Source organism: Methylocystis sp. sgz306128, assembly GCF_056032725.1.
On record NZ_JBVYWO010000001.1, the window covers coordinates 696,590 to 714,345 of the forward strand.

Genomic DNA, 17,756 nt, shown 5'->3' on the forward strand with positions numbered 1-17,756 from the left:
ACGCTCTATATTTCCAATTCTCCGTCCTGCATTACTCCATTCGGGCGACGATCGAAATATCGCATCGGGGCTTTTTCAACATTGTCGCGGATATCGCGGCCAACGCGCTGCGCAATCTGGGAAATATCGACAAATTCATCGGCCTGACGGCGCAATTCATCTGCCACCATGGGAGGCTGTGTCATTACGGTGGATACGACCGAAACACGCACACCCTTGCGCTGTACGGCTTCCACAAGTGATCTGAAATCGCCATCGCCAGAAAACAAAACCAGGTGATCGATGTGATCGGCCATTTCCATAGCATCGACCGCGAGTTCGATATCCATATTGCCCTTGACCTTGCGGCGGCCAAGCGAGTCCACGAATTCTTTGGTAGGTTTGGTGACGACCGAATAGCCGTTATAGTCCAGCCAGTCGATCAGCGGACGGATGGAGGAATATTCCTGGTCTTCAATCAGAGCGGTGTAGTAAAAGGCGCGTATCAGGCGTCCCTTTCCATGAAATTCCTTGAGCAGCCGCTTATAGTCGACGTCAAATCCAAGGGATTTGGCTGTTGCATAAATATTTGCGCCGTCTATGAATAAGGCAATTCTTTCGGATGTTGACATGTATGTATCCAATCTGAAATTCAGTGAGTGCTGAATTGAAATATTTTCTATATTTACGCACATCGTGCAGTAACGGATATATATAAAATATAAATTTTATTAAATTGCAAACATTTATTTAAAAATAAGAACAAAAAATTATTTTTTTAATAAAAAACGATAATATATTCTCGCATAATATATGTTTAATAATAGAAAATTTCGTATTTAAGCCTCATGGATAAAATCATAAGTTTTCTATAGATGTTTATTATTCAATAAATTTTACAATAATATTCCAATATAGGCCGATAATTGGATTATTAATTCTTGCGCACTATCGTACAGGCAATCCGGGGAAGATGAATTTGGTGATTCGTGCCAGCGAGGCGGGGAGAACAAATTCAACCTGGTTCATCCATTTCTTGCATCTTGCCGCGCAGACGTGTAGGAGACGGTCAATCGTGTGAAAATTCATAATAGGAGTTGTGCTGTCATGGCGCGTGTCACCGTCGAAGATTGTATTGATAAGGTCGAGAACCGCTTTGACCTTGTCCTGATCGCGAGCCATCGCGCACGCCTGCTGTCGTCGGGCGCCCAACTCACCGTTGCGCGCGACAATGACAAGAATCCGGTTGTCGCCCTGCGTGAGATAGCTGATGAAACGCTGACTGCTCCGGATCTGCGCGAGGATCTGATTCATTCGCTGCAAAAGCATGTCGAGGTTGACGAGCCTGAAACCGAAGTCGTGCCGGCACTTGCCGCTTCGGCTGATCAGGCTGTGGATGCGGCCGGCGACATCCAGTTTGACAGGATGACCGAGGAAGACCTGCTGCGCGGTCTTGAGGAACTGGTTCCGCCTGCTGATAATGATTACGACAACGACTGAGTCTTCAGTTTTGGTGTTGCTGACGGCGCGGCTTCAGGCCGCGCTTTTTTTTTGGCAGATGACACCCAATTTCATGTATTGGCAGAATGCTTGCATAGCAATCCTGTCAAAGCGATAGTGCGGGCATAGGTATGATCCGGGCGATTCATCAGGAGTTTTCGGCGGCATGATGCGGCAATATGAGTTGGTCGATCGCGTCAAGCGCTACAATCCGCAAGCTAATGAGGATCTGCTCAATCGCGCTTATGTTTACGCCATGCAGGCGCATGGTTCGCAGACGCGCGCATCCGGCGATCCCTATTTCTCGCATCCGCTTGAAGTTGCGGCGATTCTGACAGACCTCAAGCTCGACGACGCGACCATAGTGGCGGCGGTGCTGCATGACACGATCGAGGATACAGGCGCCACCCGCGAGGACATAGACCGTTTGTTCGGGCCGGAGATCGGCGCGCTGGTCGATGGCCTGACCAAGCTCAAGAAGCTCGATCTTGTATCCAAGCGCACCGCGCAGGCCGAAAATTTCCGCAAGCTGCTGCTGGCGATTGCGGATGACGTGCGGGTGCTTCTGGTCAAGCTGGCTGACAGATTGCACAATATGCGCACGCTGCATTTTGTTCCGCCGGAGAAGCGGGCGCGTATTGCCGAGGAAACGCTGGATATCTATGCGCCGCTTGCCGGCCGCATGGGCATGCAGTCGATGCGCGAGGAATTGGAAGGGCTGGCTTTCCGCCATCTCATGCCCGAGGCGCACGCCATGATCACGGCGCGGCTTGAGGAGCTGCGCGCCAAGAACGGCGCCCTGATCAAGCGGATCGAGCAGGAGCTTGCCGAGCAATTCGCCGCGCGCGGCATAAACGCCAAGGTTAAGGGCAGACAGAAACAACCCTATTCCGTCTGGCGCAAGATGGAGCGTAAATCCATCGCCTTCGAGCAATTGTCGGATGTCTACGGCTTTCGCATTCTGGTGGATACAATTGAGGATTGCTATCGCGCCGTCGGCGTGGTGCACACCACCTGGCCGACTGTGCCGGGCCGGTTCAAGGATTATATCTCGACGCCGAAACAGAACGATTATTGCTCCATTCACACCACCGTCGTCGGGCCGGGCCGCCAGCGGGCCGAATTGCAGATCCGTACCTTTCAGATGCACGAGATCGCCGAATACGGCATTGCGGCGCATTCGCTCTACAAGGACGGCCGCGCCACCGATGATGCCGCGCTCTCGCATGACAGCCGCGCGTATCAATGGCTGCGGCGCACCGTGGAAATGCTGGCCGAGGGCGATAATCCGGATGAGTTTCTGGAACATACCAAGCTGGAGTTGTTTCACGATCAGGTCTTCTGCTTCACGCCGAAGGGCAGGCTGATCGCTTTGCCGCGCGGCGCCACGCCGATCGATTTTGCCTATTCGGTGCATACCGATGTCGGCAACAATGCTGTCGGCGCCAAAATCAACGGCCGGGTCGCGCCGCTTCTGTCCGAACTGCGTAACGGCGACGAAGTGCAGATCATAACATCCGACGGGCAGGTGCCGCCCGCAGCATGGGAAGGACTCGTCGCCACCGGCAAGGCCCGCGCAGCCATCCGCAAAGCGACGCGGGATTCGGTCCGGGCGCAATATTCCGGCCTTGGCCGGCAGATTGTCGGGCGCGCCTTCGAGCGGGCCGCCAAGACCTTCACCGAAGAGAAGCTGAAGGGCGCTCTGCCGCGGCTGGCCCGCAGCAATATTGACGATGTGTTCGCGGCGGTCGGGCGCGGAGAAATGTTCTCCGGCGATGTTGTGCGTGCTGTCTACCCGGATTTCAAGGATGAGCGAAAGGCCGGGCCGGCAGCCGATATGAACGAGGGCGGCTGGTTCGGCCTGCGCAAGGCATCAAGCCTTGTCTTCAAGGTACCGGGCTCAGGCAAGGAGGTGGGGCCGCAGCCGATCCCCATCCGCGGCCATGATTCCGACCTGCCGGTGCGCTTTGCGCCCGATGGCGGCGCCGTGCCGGGAGATCGCATCGTCGGAATTCTTACGCCGGGGGAGGGCATCACCATTTATCCGATCCAGTCGCCCGCGCTGATGGCCTTCGACGATCAGCCCGACCGCTGGCTCGATGTGCGCTGGGACATCGAGGAAGGACGTAAGGATTATTTCCCCTCGCAGTTGCGCCTGACCGTGCTCAATGAGCCGGGCACGCTGGCCGAAATTGCCGCGACAGTCTCGGATCATGGCGGCAATATCGACAATATAGCCATGTCCGGACATTCGCCGGACTTCCGCGAAATGGTTCTGGATATTGAAGTCTGGGATCTCAAGCATCTGAACGCGATAATTTCGCAGCTGCGGGCAAAAAAAGTCGTTTCGCAGGTTGAGCGCGTCAACGGCTGAGCTTATGACTGCACCACAACCCAAGATCGCCAACGGAGCGCAAGATGACAGAAGCTGAGGTGCTGGAAGAATTTCGTGCTGCGGGCGCGTTGCTGGAGGGGCACTTCATTCTTTCGTCCGGGCTGCGCAGCCCGGTCTTTCTGCAGAAAATGTTCATCTTTCAGGATCCTGTGCGCACCAGCAAATTGTGCAAGGCCCTCGCCGCAAAAGCGGAGGCGCAGTTTGGCAAGATCGATGTGGTGGTGTCTCCGGCCGTGGGCGGCATCGTGCCCGGCTATGAGACCGCACGGCATCTGGGCGCGAAGGCCATTTTTGTCGAGCGCGAGGACGGGCAGTTCAAGCTGCGCCGCGGCTTCGAGATCGCGCCGGATGCGCGCGTGCTGATGGTGGAAGACATCATCACAACGGGCCTTTCCTCCCGCGAGTGCATTGCCGCCATTGCCGAACATACGCGCAATCTGGTCGGGGCGGCCTGTCTGATCGACCGCTCCGGCGGCAAAGCCGAGATCGGCGTACCGCGTGTCGCGCTGGCGACGCTCGATATTCCGTCCTATCCCGCCGATCAGCTGCCGCCCGAACTGGCGGCCATTCCAGCTGTCAAGCCGGGAAGCCGGGGTTTGAAAGTGTAAGGAGCCATTATGAAAACTGTGCGTCTGGGCCTGAATGTGGATCATGTCGCCACCGTGCGCAATGCACGGGGCGGGACATTGCCTGATCCCGTGCGCGCGGCCCTGCAGGCCGTCGCCGTAGGCGTGGACGGCATCACGGCGCATCTGCGCGAGGACCGGCGCCATATCCGCGACGAGGACATGGCGCGCCTCAAGGCCAATCTGACCAAGCCGCTGAATTTTGAAATGGCCGTGACGGATCAGATGCTGGCCATCGCCCTCAAAATCAAGCCGCATGCCGTCTGTCTGGTGCCGGAAAAGCGCGAGGAACGCACCACCGAAGGCGGGCTCGATGTGATATCCGGGCATGATCACCTCAAGCCCGCCATTGCCGAATTCGCCAGAGCCGGGGTGCGCGTCTCGCTGTTCATCGAGCCGTCGCTGACCGCGATCGAAGCGGCAAAATCACTCGGCGCGCCGGTCATTGAACTTCACACCGGCACATGGTGCGATCTGCTCGCGCATGGCGAAACCGCACGCGCCGCTCAGGAATTCGAGCGCCTGCGCGCCGCTGCGCAGAAGGCCGCAGAGCTTGGCATAGAATGCCATGCCGGACACGGCCTCGATTATGACTCGGCTCGCGCTATTGCGGCGCTGCCGCAGATCGTCGAACTGAATATCGGCCATTTCATCATCGGCGAGGCGATTTTCATCGGGCTTGACGCGGCCATAGCCAATATGCGCCGTGCCATTGCCGAAGGTGCCGCGCAGCGATGATCATCGGCATCGGCTCCGATCTTTGCGACATCCGCCGCATCGAGGAGACGCTGCAGCGTTTTGGCGAGCGCTTCACCCAGCGCTGCTTCACCGAGACGGAAAGGCGCAAGGCCGACCGCCGCGCGACGCGCGCGGCCACCTATGCCAAGCGTTTTGCCGCGAAGGAGGCCTGCGCCAAGGCTCTTGGCACGGGCCTGCATCAGGGCGTGTACTGGCGCGACATGGGTGTCGTCAACCTGCCGGGCGGACAGCCGACATTGCGCCTGACAGGCGGCGCGGCGCAGCGTTTTGCCGCGCTTGTTCCGCCCGGATATGTGGGGCGGATTCACCTGACCATGACGGACGATGCGCCCTATGCGCAGGCGTTCGTTGTCATTGAGGCGTTGCGCGCCGATGAATTGCCGCAGCAGGCCCAATTTAAGCCTTGAATTGACCCTATCGAAAGCGCACACCAGCGCGAAAGATTTGCCAGCAGCGATCCGCCTCGCTATACCTTGGACACAGAGTGGTAAATATGAACGAAAACATGGACTTTCCTGAAGAGAAGCGTGTCGTGCCGGTTAAGGTCAAACAGGAAGAAGGCATCTGGGAACTGATTAAGGTGATTGTGCAGGCGCTGCTGATCGCAGTTGTCGTGCGCACCCTGTTGTTCCAGCCGTTCAACATTCCCTCGGGTTCGCTGATCCCAACTCTGCTGGTTGGCGATTATATTTTCGTGTCGAAATACGCCTATGGCTATTCCAGGCACTCGCTTCCGTTCAGCCCCAATCTGTTTTCGGGGCGCATCCTCGGCTCTGAGCCCAAGCGCGGCGATGTCGTTGTTTTCAAGGTGCCTACCGATAATTCCACCGATTACGTCAAGCGGGTGATCGGCCTGCCGGGCGACACGGTGCAGATGAACAACGGCGATCTGTTCATCAATGGCAAGAAGGTTGAGCGCAAGGCGATAGGAAGCGCCACCAAGGATGTCGGTGCCGGCTACAAGGACACATTCACCACCTTTGAGGAAACGCTGCCGGGCGGCGTGACGCATCTTATCCAGACAAAGAAGGATGCCGACTCGCTGATGAACAATACGGTTCCCTACACGGTTCCGCCGGGTGAATTCTTCATGATGGGCGATAATCGCGATAATTCATCCGATTCCCGTGTCTGGGGGCCGGTGCCTTTTGAAAATCTCGTCGGACGGGCCGAACTGATCTTCTTCTCGGTGAAGACCGTGTCGAGCCAATCCGAAGACAGCGCCACCGAACCGGCATGGGAAATCTGGCGCTGGCCGGAAATCGTGCGCTGGAATCGCCTGTTCAAGCCCGTGCGGTGATGTGCGCCGCGCGCAGGCGGCCCGCGCCGCTCCCTAAAACGGCGATACCGAAGATCAGCAAGGATACGGCCGGGCTTGAGGACAGGCTCGGCTATCATTTTTCCGACAGGAGCCTGCTGGAAACGGCCCTGACGCATCAGAGCGCGCTCGACGGACCCAAGGCGTCCGGCGAATCCTATCAGCGGCTGGAATTTCTCGGCGACCGGGTGCTCGGCCTCGCCATTTCCGACAAGCTCTACCGTCTGAGGCCGCAGGTGATTGTCGGGCGTCTGGCGCGCCGCCTCTCCGATCTGGTGCGGTGGGAAACCTGCGCCGAAGTGGCCGACGATTGGAATCTGGGGGAATATATCCGCTTTGCCGGCAATATCGGGCCGGAAACACGCCAAAGCCGTTCCGTGCTGGCCGATGCCTGCGAAGCGGTGCTGGGCGCGGTCTATCTTGACGGCGGACTGGATGCGGCTTTCCGCATCATCGATCAATATTGGTCGCCGCGACTTGCCGAGGACACGCGCCGGGCGCAAGATCCAAAAACGGCATTGCAGGAATGGGCGCAGGCGCGTGGTCTGGCACCGCCCAGATACCGCGACCTGGAGAGAATCGGGCCGGATCATGAGCCTGTGTTTACCGTGGCCGTGGATGTATCGGATTATCCGGTCTGCGAGGGCAGGGCGCCCTCCAAAAAATATGCCCAGCAGGCCGCAGCGGAAGCCTTTCTGCTGCGCGAAGCCATATGGACGCCGAAATCTTAGACAAGGACAGAGAATTGACAGAACCCGAACCCACCCGCTGCGGATTTGTTGCCCTGATCGGCGCGCCCAATGCCGGTAAATCCACATTGATCAACAAGCTGGTCGGCACCAAGGTCTCGATCGTGTCGCGCAAGGTCCAGACCACCCGGGCGCTGGTGCGCGGCATAGCCTTGGAGGGGCCGGCGCAGATCATCTTTGTCGATACGCCCGGCATTTTTGCACCAAAGCGCCGCCTTGATCGTGCGATGGTCACCTCGGCATGGGGCGGGGCCGGAGATGCCGATGTGATCGCGCTGCTTGTGGACGCGCGCCGCGGCCTTGATGACGAAACCCGCGCGATCATCGAAAAGCTGCCTGAGATCAAACACCCCAAAATGCTGATCCTCAACAAGATCGATACGGTCGATCATGAGAAATTGCTGAAGCTGGCCAAGGATATCAACGACATCCTGCCGTTTCAGGAGACGTTCATGATCTCCGCGCTCAAAGGGCACGGCGTGCAGCGCCTGCTGGAGGTGCTGGGCCGCAACGTCAAGCCCGGTCCCTGGCTCTATCCCGAGGATCAGGTCTCCGATGCGCCCTTGCGCGCCCTTGCGGCAGAGATCACCCGCGAGAAGATTTTTGAACGGCTGCATGACGAATTGCCCTATCAGTCCACCGTGGAGACCGACTCCTGGAAGGAACAGAAGGACGGCTCGGTGCGCGTGGAGCAGACTATTTTCGTGGCCCGCGACGCGCACAAAAAAATCGTCATCGGCGAGGGCGGGCGGATGCTGAAAAGCATAGGCACCGCGGCACGGGCCGAAATCTGCGAAATCGCCGAAGCGAAGGTGCATTTGTTTCTGTTCGTCAAGGTGCGGGAAAACTGGGCCGACGATCCCGAGCGTTATCGCGAAATGGGGTTGGAATTTCCCAGAGGCTGAGGCCGCTCATGGAATGGCGTGGCGAAGGGCTGATCATCGGTGTGCGCCGCCACGGCGAGACCAGCGCCATTGTCGAGCTGATGACTCCGGCGCTCGGGCGTCATCTGGGTCTCGTGCGCTCCGGCCGCTCGCGCAGGATGCAGCCGGTTCTGCAGCCTGGAAATTCCGTGCGCGCCCATTGGTATGCGCGGCTCGACGAGCATCTGGGCACATACACGCTCGAACTGGAGCGCGCCCGCGCCGCCGGGCTTATGGAATCAGCCGCCTGCCTGCACGGCCTGCAATGGCTCTGCGTGATGCTGCGCCTGCTGCCGGAGCGCGAGGCGCATGAGGCGCTCTATCATTCTGCCCTTGTCGTTCTCGATCATCTCTCCACGCCTGATGTTGCGGCGCCATTGATGGCGCGATTCGAGCTTGGTCTGCTGACCGAACTCGGCTTCGGTCTGGCGCTGGACGAATGTGCGGCAACGGGCGCGCGCGAAGATCTTGTCTATGTCTCGCCCAAATCAGGCCGGGCCGTCTCGCGCGCGGCGGGTGCACCTTACAAGGACAGACTGCTGCCCCTGCCGCCATTTTTTACCCATTCCGCGGGTCCGTCGGGTGCGGAACTTCTCGACGCCTTTGCGCTGACTGGCTTTTTCATGGAGCGGGATATTTTTGGGCCGCGCGGGCTAAGCCTGCCGGACGCGCGTCATAATTTTATTTCCTGTTTGAACGCGCTTTAGCGGCTGCTAGTCTTTTTCTGCATAAGATTTTTCATAAATTCTGATTCGAGGGAGTGTGGCCCATGGCTGGTGCATGCACAGAAGGAATTGACACCGGCTTTGTGGCGCTCGGTTATGCGAAGGTGGCCGTTCTGGGCGTTGTGCAGGGCATAACGGAGCTTCTGCCCATATCGTCCACGGCGCATATGCGCATCGTGCCGGCCTTTCTCGGTTGGCAGGACCCCGGCTCGGCCTTTTCCGCCGCCATGCAACTGGCAGCCCTTCTGGCTGTGGTCAGCTATTTCTGGGCTGATCTTTACGGTGTGACATTCGGCTCGCTGAAAGCGATCCAGCGGCGGGACTGGCAGCACCCGACATTCCGGTTTGCCGTGGGCATCGTCATTGCGACAATTCCGATTGTCATTTGCGGCGCGCTTCTGTCCAAGATGCTCAATTCCTGCGGCTCGCCGCTGCGCAGCCTGAATGTGATCGGGATGTCCTGCATCATCATGGCGGCATTGCTCGCCATCGGCGAACTGATCGCCCGCCATAACCGCAGTGCGGCGCAGATGGACTGGATCGATGCTCTGCTCGTTGGTCTGGCGCAGGTGGGGGCGCTCATTCCCGGCGTGTCGCGCTCCGGGTCCACGCTGACCGCCGGTTTTTTTCTTGATTTCAAACGCGACGACGCGGCGCGTATTTCGTTCTTGCTGGGCGTGCCGACGATTGCTCTGGCCGGTCTCTACGAAATTTACAAGCTGCACAAGGCGGGGCTTGACGCGCATGGCTGGATGATACTGGCTACAGGGCTTGTCGTGGCCAGTATCTCAGCCTTTTTCGCCATCTGGGGTCTGATGCGCTATCTCCACACCCATAGTTCGTGGGTCTTTGCCGGATACAGGCTTGTGCTTGGCCTCGTGCTTCTCCTAGGCGTTGCGCGCGGCTGGTTTGTATAAAGAGCGCCCGGCATTGCGCCGGGCCGGACAGCCCTACTGGAGATCAAGCGCCGCCGTAAGATCGTTGGCGGCCGCATCCGCCGTGCCCAGCGGCGCAAGGGCGAACCGCGTCTCAATCAGTTTCAGGATCGAGGTCGTGTCATATTCGGTATGATCGACGAAGCCCTTCCTGGCGAAGGGCGAGATGATCAGCGCCGGAACGCGCGTTCCGGGGCCCCATTTATCGCGCTTTGGCGGGGCGACATGATCCCACTGGCCGCCATTCTCGTCATAGGTGACGATGATCACGGCGTCGTTCCAGATTTTGGAGTTCTGGATGCTCCTGATCACATCGGCGACATGGCGCTCGCCGGCCATGATATTGGTATAGCCGGGGTGCTCATTCGCCTCGCCGATCGGCTTGTAAAAGGTAACGGCAGGCAGTGTGCCATGGGCGATATCGGCCTCAAGATCGAGAAAATCCTTGAGATGTTCTTTGCGGCCCGGAGTGTTGTCGCCGTAGTTCCTGAAATAGGCGAGGGGCTGATGGTGAAACTGGAACAAAGCATCCGGCTTGCCGGCGAGGGCGTCATCCCAACCGCCGGAATACCAGGCCCAACTCACGTGCTTTTCTGACAGGCGGTCGCCGATATTGGGCATATCCTGCGGCGGCACGAGCAGTGCATTGTCCTTGATCGAGGCCGGATGGGGCTCATATACGCTGAACGCCGTATTGACTGCATAGCCATCGGGGGTGACGATGCCGTCCTTCACCAGATTGCCGTCTGCATCGATCTTGGCGACGATCTTGTCCGGCGCATTGTCGAATTTAGGGCTGCAGGCGCAAACCAGCCAGAAGTGATTGAGGAACGAACCGCCGAAAGCGGCGTGAAAGAAATTGTCCGCTAGCACATAGGATTTTGCATAGGACCACAGCGGCAGCTTATCCGCGCTCTGATAATGGTTCATCGTCAGCCCGCCGGAGTCGGTGTAAGCGACGAACTTGTCCATCTTGCCGCCGTCGATCTGCAATTGCTCCTGATAGAACCTGTGCACGAGATCGCCGGTGGTCTGCTCCGGCCCGGCGAATTTGTCGGCGGCGAAGGGGCCGTTCGGCATTTCGGCGGGAAAGCGGTTGTCGACAATGGCGGGTTTCAGGTTGTTGTTGAGCGGCGCTGGCAATTGCTTGTACGGCTGCCCGGACGCATCGACCTGCACGCCCTTTTCACCAGTATTGGCCAGGCCGTTGGCGCCCGGAAACGTACCGTAAAGATTGTCAAAACTGCGGTTCTCGAGATAGATCACAATGATATGGCCGACCTTGTCGAGGCCGGGCGGAGCTTTTGGCGCCTCAGCTGCGAGCGCTGCGCCTGTCAGTCCGCAGGCGGCAAGACTGACCCCGGCAGATAAAAAGCGCGCGAGCCGGGCGGATCGGAAATGTGTCATCATGCAAGCCTCCATTGAGCACCAAACTTATATTTTTTGATTGTGACAGGCAAATAAACGCCGATCTTCACGCATTATTAACCGTAAACCTGTGCAGTAGGGGCATGGTCGTTCGCATAAAATATCGCGCTATTCTGATTCCTCTGGCGGTCTATATGATCTCCGGCGCCGCAGTGTCATATTTTGTCATGGCGTCGGTCAATGGACAGCGCGGCCTGAAGGCCAAGGCCAATTATGTTGCCGAAATGGCCCGCCTGTCGGCCGAACTTGATGCGCTCAAACTTGAACATGCCAATATGGAACGCAGAAACGCCCAGTTGCGCCCGGCAACCCTGAACCGGGATCTGCTGGAAGAGGAAGCCAGAGTTCTGCTTGGCCGCGTCAACAAGAATGACGTGATGGTTTTTCTTGCCAGCCCCAATCTCAATTGATCAATCCCGAATTTTCTGCTCTGAACATTTGTTTGTTGTTTTTGACATATTTGATTTGTCTGTAAATATATTTCAGTCCGTTTGCGATCTATTACAGTAATTGTTTTGCAATGGATTTTTTCGCACATGCAAAATTAACTCATATCGTGTTAATTTATTGAGATAACCAAATTTGAGTTAATTCATAAAAATATCATAAAATCAGATACTTAATGCAAAACTATATTTGATTTGTGGCTATCGCTTTTCATTAAACCTTCGTCTAACTTGATGCCAAGAAGACAGGGGAGGCGGTGGCTCGTCCGGATATGGACCCTATCCCGCCTTGCTGTCCGGAAAAGACCTGAACGCAAGGAGACGTCATGGTAGCTGCTGCACCAACATCAGGTTCGCGGTCGAGGACCACCAAGGAAGCCGGCGGCAAACGCGCCTCCGCCGTGGCATTGCCCAACATACCCACTTTCACGACTGAGCAGGAGCTTTTCGCCTATCGTGAAATGCTGCTGATCCGCCGTTTCGAGGAAAAGGCCGGCCAGATGTACGGCATGGGCCTGATCGGCGGCTTCTGTCATCTCTACATCGGGCAGGAAGCGGTTGTCACAGGCATGCAGATGGCCGCCAAGAAGGGCGACGCCGTCATCACCGGCTACCGGGACCACGGCCACATGCTGGCCCTTGGGATGGATGCCAAGGGTGTCATGGCCGAGCTGACGGGCCGCCGCGGCGGCCTCTCGCGCGGCAAGGGCGGCTCCATGCACATGTTCTCGAAGGAAGCCGGCTTTTTCGGCGGCCACGGCATCGTCGGCGGGCAGGTCTCGCTTGGCACCGGCCTCGCATTCGCCCATAAATATCGCGGCAATGACCATGTCTCGCTGACCTATTTCGGCGATGGCGCCGCCAATCAGGGGCAGGTCTACGAAAGCTTCAACATGGCCGAGCTCTGGAAGCTGCCGGTTGTCTATGTCATTGAAAACAATCATTATGCCATGGGCACTTCGGTACAGCGTTCGTCTGCACAGAGCGATTTCTCGAAGCGTGGCGTCTCGTTCAACATTCCGGGCGAGAAAGTCGACGGCATGGATGTGCGCACCGTCAAGGACGCGGCTGACCGCGCCATCAAATGGTGCCGCGAGGGCAACGGCCCTTACATACTCGAGATGGAAACCTACCGTTATCGCGGCCATTCCATGTCTGATCCGGCCAAATACCGCTCCAAGGACGAAGTGCAGAAAATGCGCGAGGAGCGTGATCCGATCGAACAGGTGCGTCTGCGTCTTCTCAACGCCAAGGCGGCGACCGAAGAAGACCTCAAGCGGATCGATGCCGAGTGCCGTGCGATTGTCGCGGAAGCTGCCGAATTTGCCTCGCATGATCCCGAGCCCGATCCGTCGGAACTGTGGACGGATATCTTGCTTTAAGGGCGTGGGAGGAAAATAATATGGCTATTCAAGTTCTTATGCCTGCATTGTCGCCCACCATGGAGCAGGGCAAGCTGGCCAAATGGCTCAAGAAGGAAGGCGATAAGGTCAAGTCCGGCGATATTCTCGCCGAGATCGAGACCGACAAGGCAACCATGGAAGTCGAGGCGGTCGACGAAGGCATTCTCTCGAAGATTCTCATCGCCGACGGCACCGACAATGTGGCCGTCAATACGCCGATCGCGATCATTGCGGCTGAAGGCGAAAGTCTGGCCGATATTGCCGCGCCCGTCAGCGCACCGGCCCCGGCGCCTGCCGCAGCCGCTCCCGTTGCAGCGCCTGCGGTTGCCGTATCTGCTCCTGCTGGCGCGGTTGCCTATGATGCGTCGTCCGAGGTTCCCGCCGGAACAGCTTTCGTAACCCAGACCGTGCGCGAAGCCTTGCGCGATGCCATGGCCGAGGAAATGCGCCGCGATGGCGACGTCTTCATCATGGGCGAGGAAGTGGCGGAATATCAGGGCGCCTACAAGGTGACGCAGGGTCTCCTGCAGGAATTCAGCGCCCGCCGGGTTATTGATACGCCGATCACCGAGCATGGCTTTGCCGGTATTGCTGTTGGCGCAGCCATGACCGGCCTGCGGCCGATCGTTGAATTCATGACCTGGAACTTTGCCATGCAGGGCATCGACCATATCATCAATTCCGCCGCCAAGACGCTCTATATGTCTGGTGGCCAGATGGGCGCACCCATTGTCTTCCGCGGGCCCAACGGCGCTGCGTCCCGTGTCGGCGCGCAGCACAGTCAGGATTATTCGGCCTGGTATTCCAACGTGCCCGGCCTCAAGGTGATTGCGCCCTATACGGCGGCTGATTTCAAGGGCCTGCTGAAATCGGCCATTCGCGATCCCAACCCGGTCGTGTTCCTTGAAAATGAAATTCTCTACGGGCAGAGTTTCGACGTGCCCGTCGGCGATGACATTCTCGTGCCAATCGGCAAGGCCAAGATTGCCCGCCCCGGCAAGGACGTGACGATTGTATCCTTCGCCATCGGCATGACCTATGCCCTCAAGGCGGCAGCCGAACTTGCCAAGGAAGGCATCGAGGCGGAAGTTGTCGATCTGCGCACCATCCGCCCGATGGACAAGGACACGATTATTGCCTCCGTCATGAAGACCGGCCGCTGCGTCACAGTTGAGGAAGGCTGGCCGCAGTCGGGCATCGGCGCGGAAATCATGGCCGTGATCATGGAGCGCGCTTTCGATTATCTCGATGCGCCGGTTATCCGCGTCACGGGCAAGGATGTTCCCATGCCTTACGCCGCTAATCTGGAAAAACTGGCTCTGCCGAATGTCGGCGAAGTTGTCGCCGCGGCCAAGGCTGTCTGCTATCGCTAAGGGAGGGTATCATGCCTGTGAATGTTCTGATGCCCGCCCTGTCTCCCACGATGGAGAAGGGCAATCTGGCCAAATGGCTTAAAAAGGAAGGCGACAAGGTCAAATCCGGCGATGTGCTGGCAGAGATCGAGACCGACAAGGCAACGATGGAAGTCGAGGCCATCGACGAGGGAATTCTCGCAAAAATCGTCGTGCCGGAAGGCACCAACGACGTAGCGGTGAACGAACTTATCGCGATTATCGCGCAGGAGGGCGAGAATGTAAGCGCCGCGCCTGCGCCCAAGGTTGCGGCTCCCGCTGCGCCGGCCGCTGCTGCGCCTGTATCCGCGCCGGTTGCTGAGCCAGTTCCGACAGCGCCCGTTGCGGCGTCGGGAGAGCGCGTTTTCGCTTCGCCGCTGGCGCGGCGCATTGCCCGCGATCAGGGCCTTGATCTGGGCAAGATTGCCGGCTCCGGCCCTCATGGCCGCATTGTCGAGCGCGACGTGAATGCCGCCATAGGCGCAGGTACGGCGGTTGCCGCCCCCTCCGCCGCTGCCGCACCCGCGCCTAAAGCCGCTCCGGCGCCCGCAGGCGCTTCGGATGAAGCCACCAGAAAGCTGTTCGAGCCGGGCAGCTATGAGGAAGTGCCGCATGACGGCATGCGCAAGACCATTGCCCGCCGGCTGTCGGAAGCCAAGCAGACCATTCCGCATTTCTACCTTACGGTGGATTGCGAACTGGATGCGCTCCTTGCGCTGCGCGAGCAGATCAACAAGGCCGCGCCGGTCAGGGACGGCAAGCCCGCCTACAAGGTTTCGGTCAATGATTTTGTGATCAAGGCGCTGGCTCTGACGCTCAAGGCCGTTCCCGCTGCAAATTGCACATGGACAGAAAACACCATGCTTCTGCACAAACATGCCGATATCGGCGTGGCTGTGTCGATTCCCGGCGGCCTGATCACGCCGATTGTCCGCAAGGCAGAGACCAAGTCCCTGAGTGTCATCTCCAACGAGATGAAGGATTATGCGGCCCGCGCCAAGGCGCGCAAGCTCAAGCCCGAGGAATATCAGGGCGGCACGACGGCTGTTTCCAATCTCGGCATGTTCGGCGTCAAGCAGTTCCAGGCCATTGTCAATCCGCCGCATTCGACCATTCTGGCCGTAGGCGCGGGCGAGCAACGCATGGTGGTCAAGAACGGAGCGCCGGCTGTGGCGACTGTCATGACAGTGACGGTCTCGACCGATCACCGCTCAGTCGATGGAGCGCTGGCAGCGGAAATGATGCAGGCCTTCAAGGGCTTTATTGAGAATCCGATGAGCATGCTGGTGTGAGCCGTTCGGCGCAATAAACGCATGCCTGACTATTGGGAATGCACAGGGTTTTATTTATGGCCGTCATGGCCGGACTTGATCCGGCCATCCACGTGGATAAGCGGGTCAAGCCCGCGCATGACGGTTGAGGGAAAGTTTTAGAGTAAGCGACCTGCCTGAGGGCGGTTTGTGACAGAGTTAAACCAAGCGGAGTTCAGCATGGCTGACAAATATGACGTTCTCATCATCGGTGGCGGGCCGGGCGGCTATGTCACCGCCATTCGTGCGGCGCAGCTTGGCTTCAAGACCGCGCTGGTTGAGCGCGAACATCTGGGCGGCATCTGCCTCAACTGGGGCTGCATTCCGACCAAGGCTTTGCTGCGCTCGGCTGAAATCTACCATTATGCCACTCACGCCAAGGATTATGGGCTCACGCTCAACGGCACGATGAGCTTTGACCCTGCCGCCATCGTCAAGCGCTCGCGCGGGGTATCGGGCCAGCTCAATGGCGGCGTTGCCTATCTCATGAAGAAGAACAAGGTTGACGTCATCTGGGGCGAGGCAACCATCGATGCGCCCGGCAAGGTTACGGTCTCCGCCAGCAAGAAGCCGGTCGTGCAGCCGCAGAACCCGGTTCCGAAGGGCGTCCTGCCGCATGGCACCTATGAAGCCAAAAACATCATCGTCGCCACCGGCGCGCGTCCGCGGGTCCTGCCGGGCATCGAGCCGGATGGCAAGCTGATCTGGACTTATTTTGAGGCCATGGTGCCTGCCGAATTCCCGAAAAGCCTGATTGTCATGGGATCAGGGGCTATCGGCATTGAATTTGCCTCGTTCTATCGCACCATGGGTGCCGAAGTAACGGTAGTGGAAGTTCTGCCGCAGGTGCTGCCGGTGGAGGATGCGGAAATCGCCGCCCATGCCCGCAAGCGCTTTGAAAAGCAGGGCATGAAAATTCTCACCTCGACCAAGGTCACCAAGGTGGAAAAAGGCGCAAATTCCGTCACCTGCACCTTGGAAGACGATAAGGGCGTCAAGCAGACACTCACGGCTGACCGGCTGATTTCGGCTGTCGGCGTTGTTGGCAATATCGAAAATCTCGGCCTTGAAAAGCTTGGCGTCAAGACCGATCGCGGCTGCATCGTCACCGATGGTCTGGGCAAGACCAACGTGCCGGGCATTTACGCCATCGGCGATGTTGCCGGACCGCCGATGCTCGCCCATAAGGCGGAGCACGAAGGCGTGATCTGTATTGAAGGCATCAAGGGGCTGCATGTCCACCCGATGGATAAAGCCAAGATTCCGGGCTGCACCTATTGCCATCCGCAGGTTGCCTCTGTCGGCCTGACCGAAGCCAAGGCCAAGGATGCCGGATATCAGGTCAAGGTCGGCCGTTTCCCCTTCTCGGGCAATGGCAAGGCCATAGCGCTCGGCGAGCCGGAGGGGCTGGTGAAAACCGTGTTCGACGCCAAGACCGGCAAGCTGCTCGGCGCGCATATGGTTGGCGCTGAGGTGACTGAACTCATTCAGGGCTTTGTCGTCGCCATGAATCTGGAGACAACCGAAGAAGAACTGATGCATACGGTCTTCCCGCATCCGACCCTATCGGAAATGATGCATGAGGCCGTGCTCGATGCCTATGGGCGGGTGGTGCATACCTGATCGCCCCTTGCGGCGACCGGAAGTTGCTGATCGGTCCCTTCCGCTGAGCTAGATGTCGGCCGTCACCCAGAGCTTGTCGAAGGGAGATGTATTTCGTGCAACTATCCCTTCACGCTTTTACATTCTCAAACGCGTCATGGCCGGGCTTGACCCGGCCATCCACGTGGATACGCGGGTCAAGCCCGCGCATGACGGTCTGTTCTGGGAGGCAATCTTTCGGCAGGCTCGATACTGGTCTTTAGGGAG

17 protein-coding genes are annotated in these 17,756 nt (G+C 58.3%); 15 read left to right on the forward strand and 2 right to left on the reverse strand.

The genetic code is table 11. The features are described from left to right. Positions 1–5: 5 nt before the first annotated feature. Positions 6–611, reverse strand: a complete 606-nt coding sequence (locus tag AC0N03_RS03345; RefSeq protein ID WP_474287048.1) for a LabA-like NYN domain-containing protein — start codon at positions 609–611, stop codon at positions 6–8. 475 nt (positions 612–1,086) lie between these two features. Here AC0N03_RS03345 and rpoZ point away from each other — a divergent pair, with 475 nt between their 5' ends. The 10 genes from rpoZ (at position 1,087) to AC0N03_RS03395 (ending at position 9,891) form a co-directional block, all read left to right on the forward strand. Continuing rightward, on the forward strand, positions 1,087–1,479 hold the full coding sequence (rpoZ, locus tag AC0N03_RS03350) for a DNA-directed RNA polymerase subunit omega (RefSeq protein WP_474287049.1): 393 nt from the start codon (positions 1,087–1,089) through the stop codon (positions 1,477–1,479). A gap of 166 nt (positions 1,480–1,645) precedes the next feature. Further along, on the forward strand, positions 1,646–3,853 hold the full coding sequence (locus AC0N03_RS03355) for a RelA/SpoT family protein (protein WP_474287050.1): 2,208 nt from the start codon (positions 1,646–1,648) through the stop codon (positions 3,851–3,853). A gap of 44 nt (positions 3,854–3,897) precedes the next feature. Beyond that, positions 3,898–4,482: an orotate phosphoribosyltransferase gene (gene pyrE / locus AC0N03_RS03360; protein WP_474287051.1), complete on the forward strand. Its 585-nt coding sequence runs from the start codon at positions 3,898–3,900 to the stop codon at positions 4,480–4,482. Positions 4,483–4,491: 9 nt separating this feature from the next. Beyond that, positions 4,492–5,238, forward strand: coding sequence for a pyridoxine 5'-phosphate synthase (locus tag AC0N03_RS03365; RefSeq protein WP_474287053.1), 747 nt, complete (start codon positions 4,492–4,494; stop codon positions 5,236–5,238). After that, positions 5,235–5,666 (forward strand): holo-ACP synthase, encoded by a 432-nt coding sequence (gene acpS, locus AC0N03_RS03370; RefSeq protein WP_474287055.1) that lies wholly within the window; start codon positions 5,235–5,237, stop codon positions 5,664–5,666. The genes AC0N03_RS03365 and acpS overlap by 4 nt, the downstream gene beginning before the upstream one ends. A gap of 86 nt (positions 5,667–5,752) precedes the next feature. Next, positions 5,753–6,559, forward strand: coding sequence for a signal peptidase I (lepB, locus tag AC0N03_RS03375; protein ID WP_474287057.1), 807 nt, complete (start codon positions 5,753–5,755; stop codon positions 6,557–6,559). After that, positions 6,496–7,308, forward strand: a complete 813-nt coding sequence (rnc, locus tag AC0N03_RS03380; protein ID WP_474287060.1) for a ribonuclease III — start codon at positions 6,496–6,498, stop codon at positions 7,306–7,308. The genes lepB and rnc overlap by 64 nt, the downstream gene beginning before the upstream one ends. After that, entirely contained in the window at positions 7,290–8,231 is a 942-nt protein-coding gene (gene era, locus AC0N03_RS03385; protein WP_474287061.1) for a GTPase Era, read from the forward strand. Before rnc ends, era begins: the two co-directional genes overlap by 19 nt. 8 nt (positions 8,232–8,239) lie before the next feature. Continuing rightward, positions 8,240–8,956 (forward strand): DNA repair protein RecO, encoded by a 717-nt coding sequence (gene recO / locus AC0N03_RS03390; protein ID WP_474287062.1) that lies wholly within the window; start codon positions 8,240–8,242, stop codon positions 8,954–8,956. Between the two features lie 62 nt (positions 8,957–9,018). After that, on the forward strand, positions 9,019–9,891 hold the full coding sequence (locus AC0N03_RS03395; protein ID WP_474287064.1) for an undecaprenyl-diphosphate phosphatase: 873 nt from the start codon (positions 9,019–9,021) through the stop codon (positions 9,889–9,891). A gap of 33 nt (positions 9,892–9,924) precedes the next feature. On the opposite strand, the gene acpA is transcribed toward AC0N03_RS03395, so the two are convergent. Continuing rightward, entirely contained in the window at positions 9,925–11,316 is a 1,392-nt protein-coding gene (acpA, locus tag AC0N03_RS03400) for an acid phosphatase (RefSeq protein ID WP_474287219.1), read from the reverse strand. Positions 11,317–11,420: 104 nt separating this feature from the next. Here acpA and AC0N03_RS03405 point away from each other — a divergent pair, with 104 nt between their 5' ends. The 5 genes from AC0N03_RS03405 (at position 11,421) to lpdA (ending at position 17,510) form a co-directional block, all read left to right on the forward strand. Then, on the forward strand, positions 11,421–11,747 hold the full coding sequence (locus tag AC0N03_RS03405; protein WP_474287066.1) for an FtsB family cell division protein: 327 nt from the start codon (positions 11,421–11,423) through the stop codon (positions 11,745–11,747). A gap of 362 nt (positions 11,748–12,109) precedes the next feature. Then, complete coding sequence (pdhA, locus tag AC0N03_RS03410; RefSeq protein WP_474287067.1) at positions 12,110–13,165, forward strand: pyruvate dehydrogenase (acetyl-transferring) E1 component subunit alpha; 1,056 nt, start codon at positions 12,110–12,112, stop codon at positions 13,163–13,165. 20 nt (positions 13,166–13,185) lie between these two features. Then, positions 13,186–14,559, forward strand: coding sequence for a pyruvate dehydrogenase complex E1 component subunit beta (locus AC0N03_RS03415; protein WP_474287070.1), 1,374 nt, complete (start codon positions 13,186–13,188; stop codon positions 14,557–14,559). 11 nt (positions 14,560–14,570) lie between these two features. Next, entirely contained in the window at positions 14,571–15,869 is a 1,299-nt protein-coding gene (locus tag AC0N03_RS03420) for a pyruvate dehydrogenase complex dihydrolipoamide acetyltransferase (RefSeq protein WP_474287071.1), read from the forward strand. A gap of 198 nt (positions 15,870–16,067) precedes the next feature. Beyond that, positions 16,068–17,510 carry a dihydrolipoyl dehydrogenase gene (gene lpdA, locus AC0N03_RS03425; RefSeq protein WP_474287072.1) on the forward strand — a complete coding sequence of 481 codons (1,443 nt, stop codon included), beginning with the start codon at positions 16,068–16,070 and terminating at the stop codon, positions 17,508–17,510. The last annotated feature ends 246 nt before the right edge of the window (positions 17,511–17,756 follow it).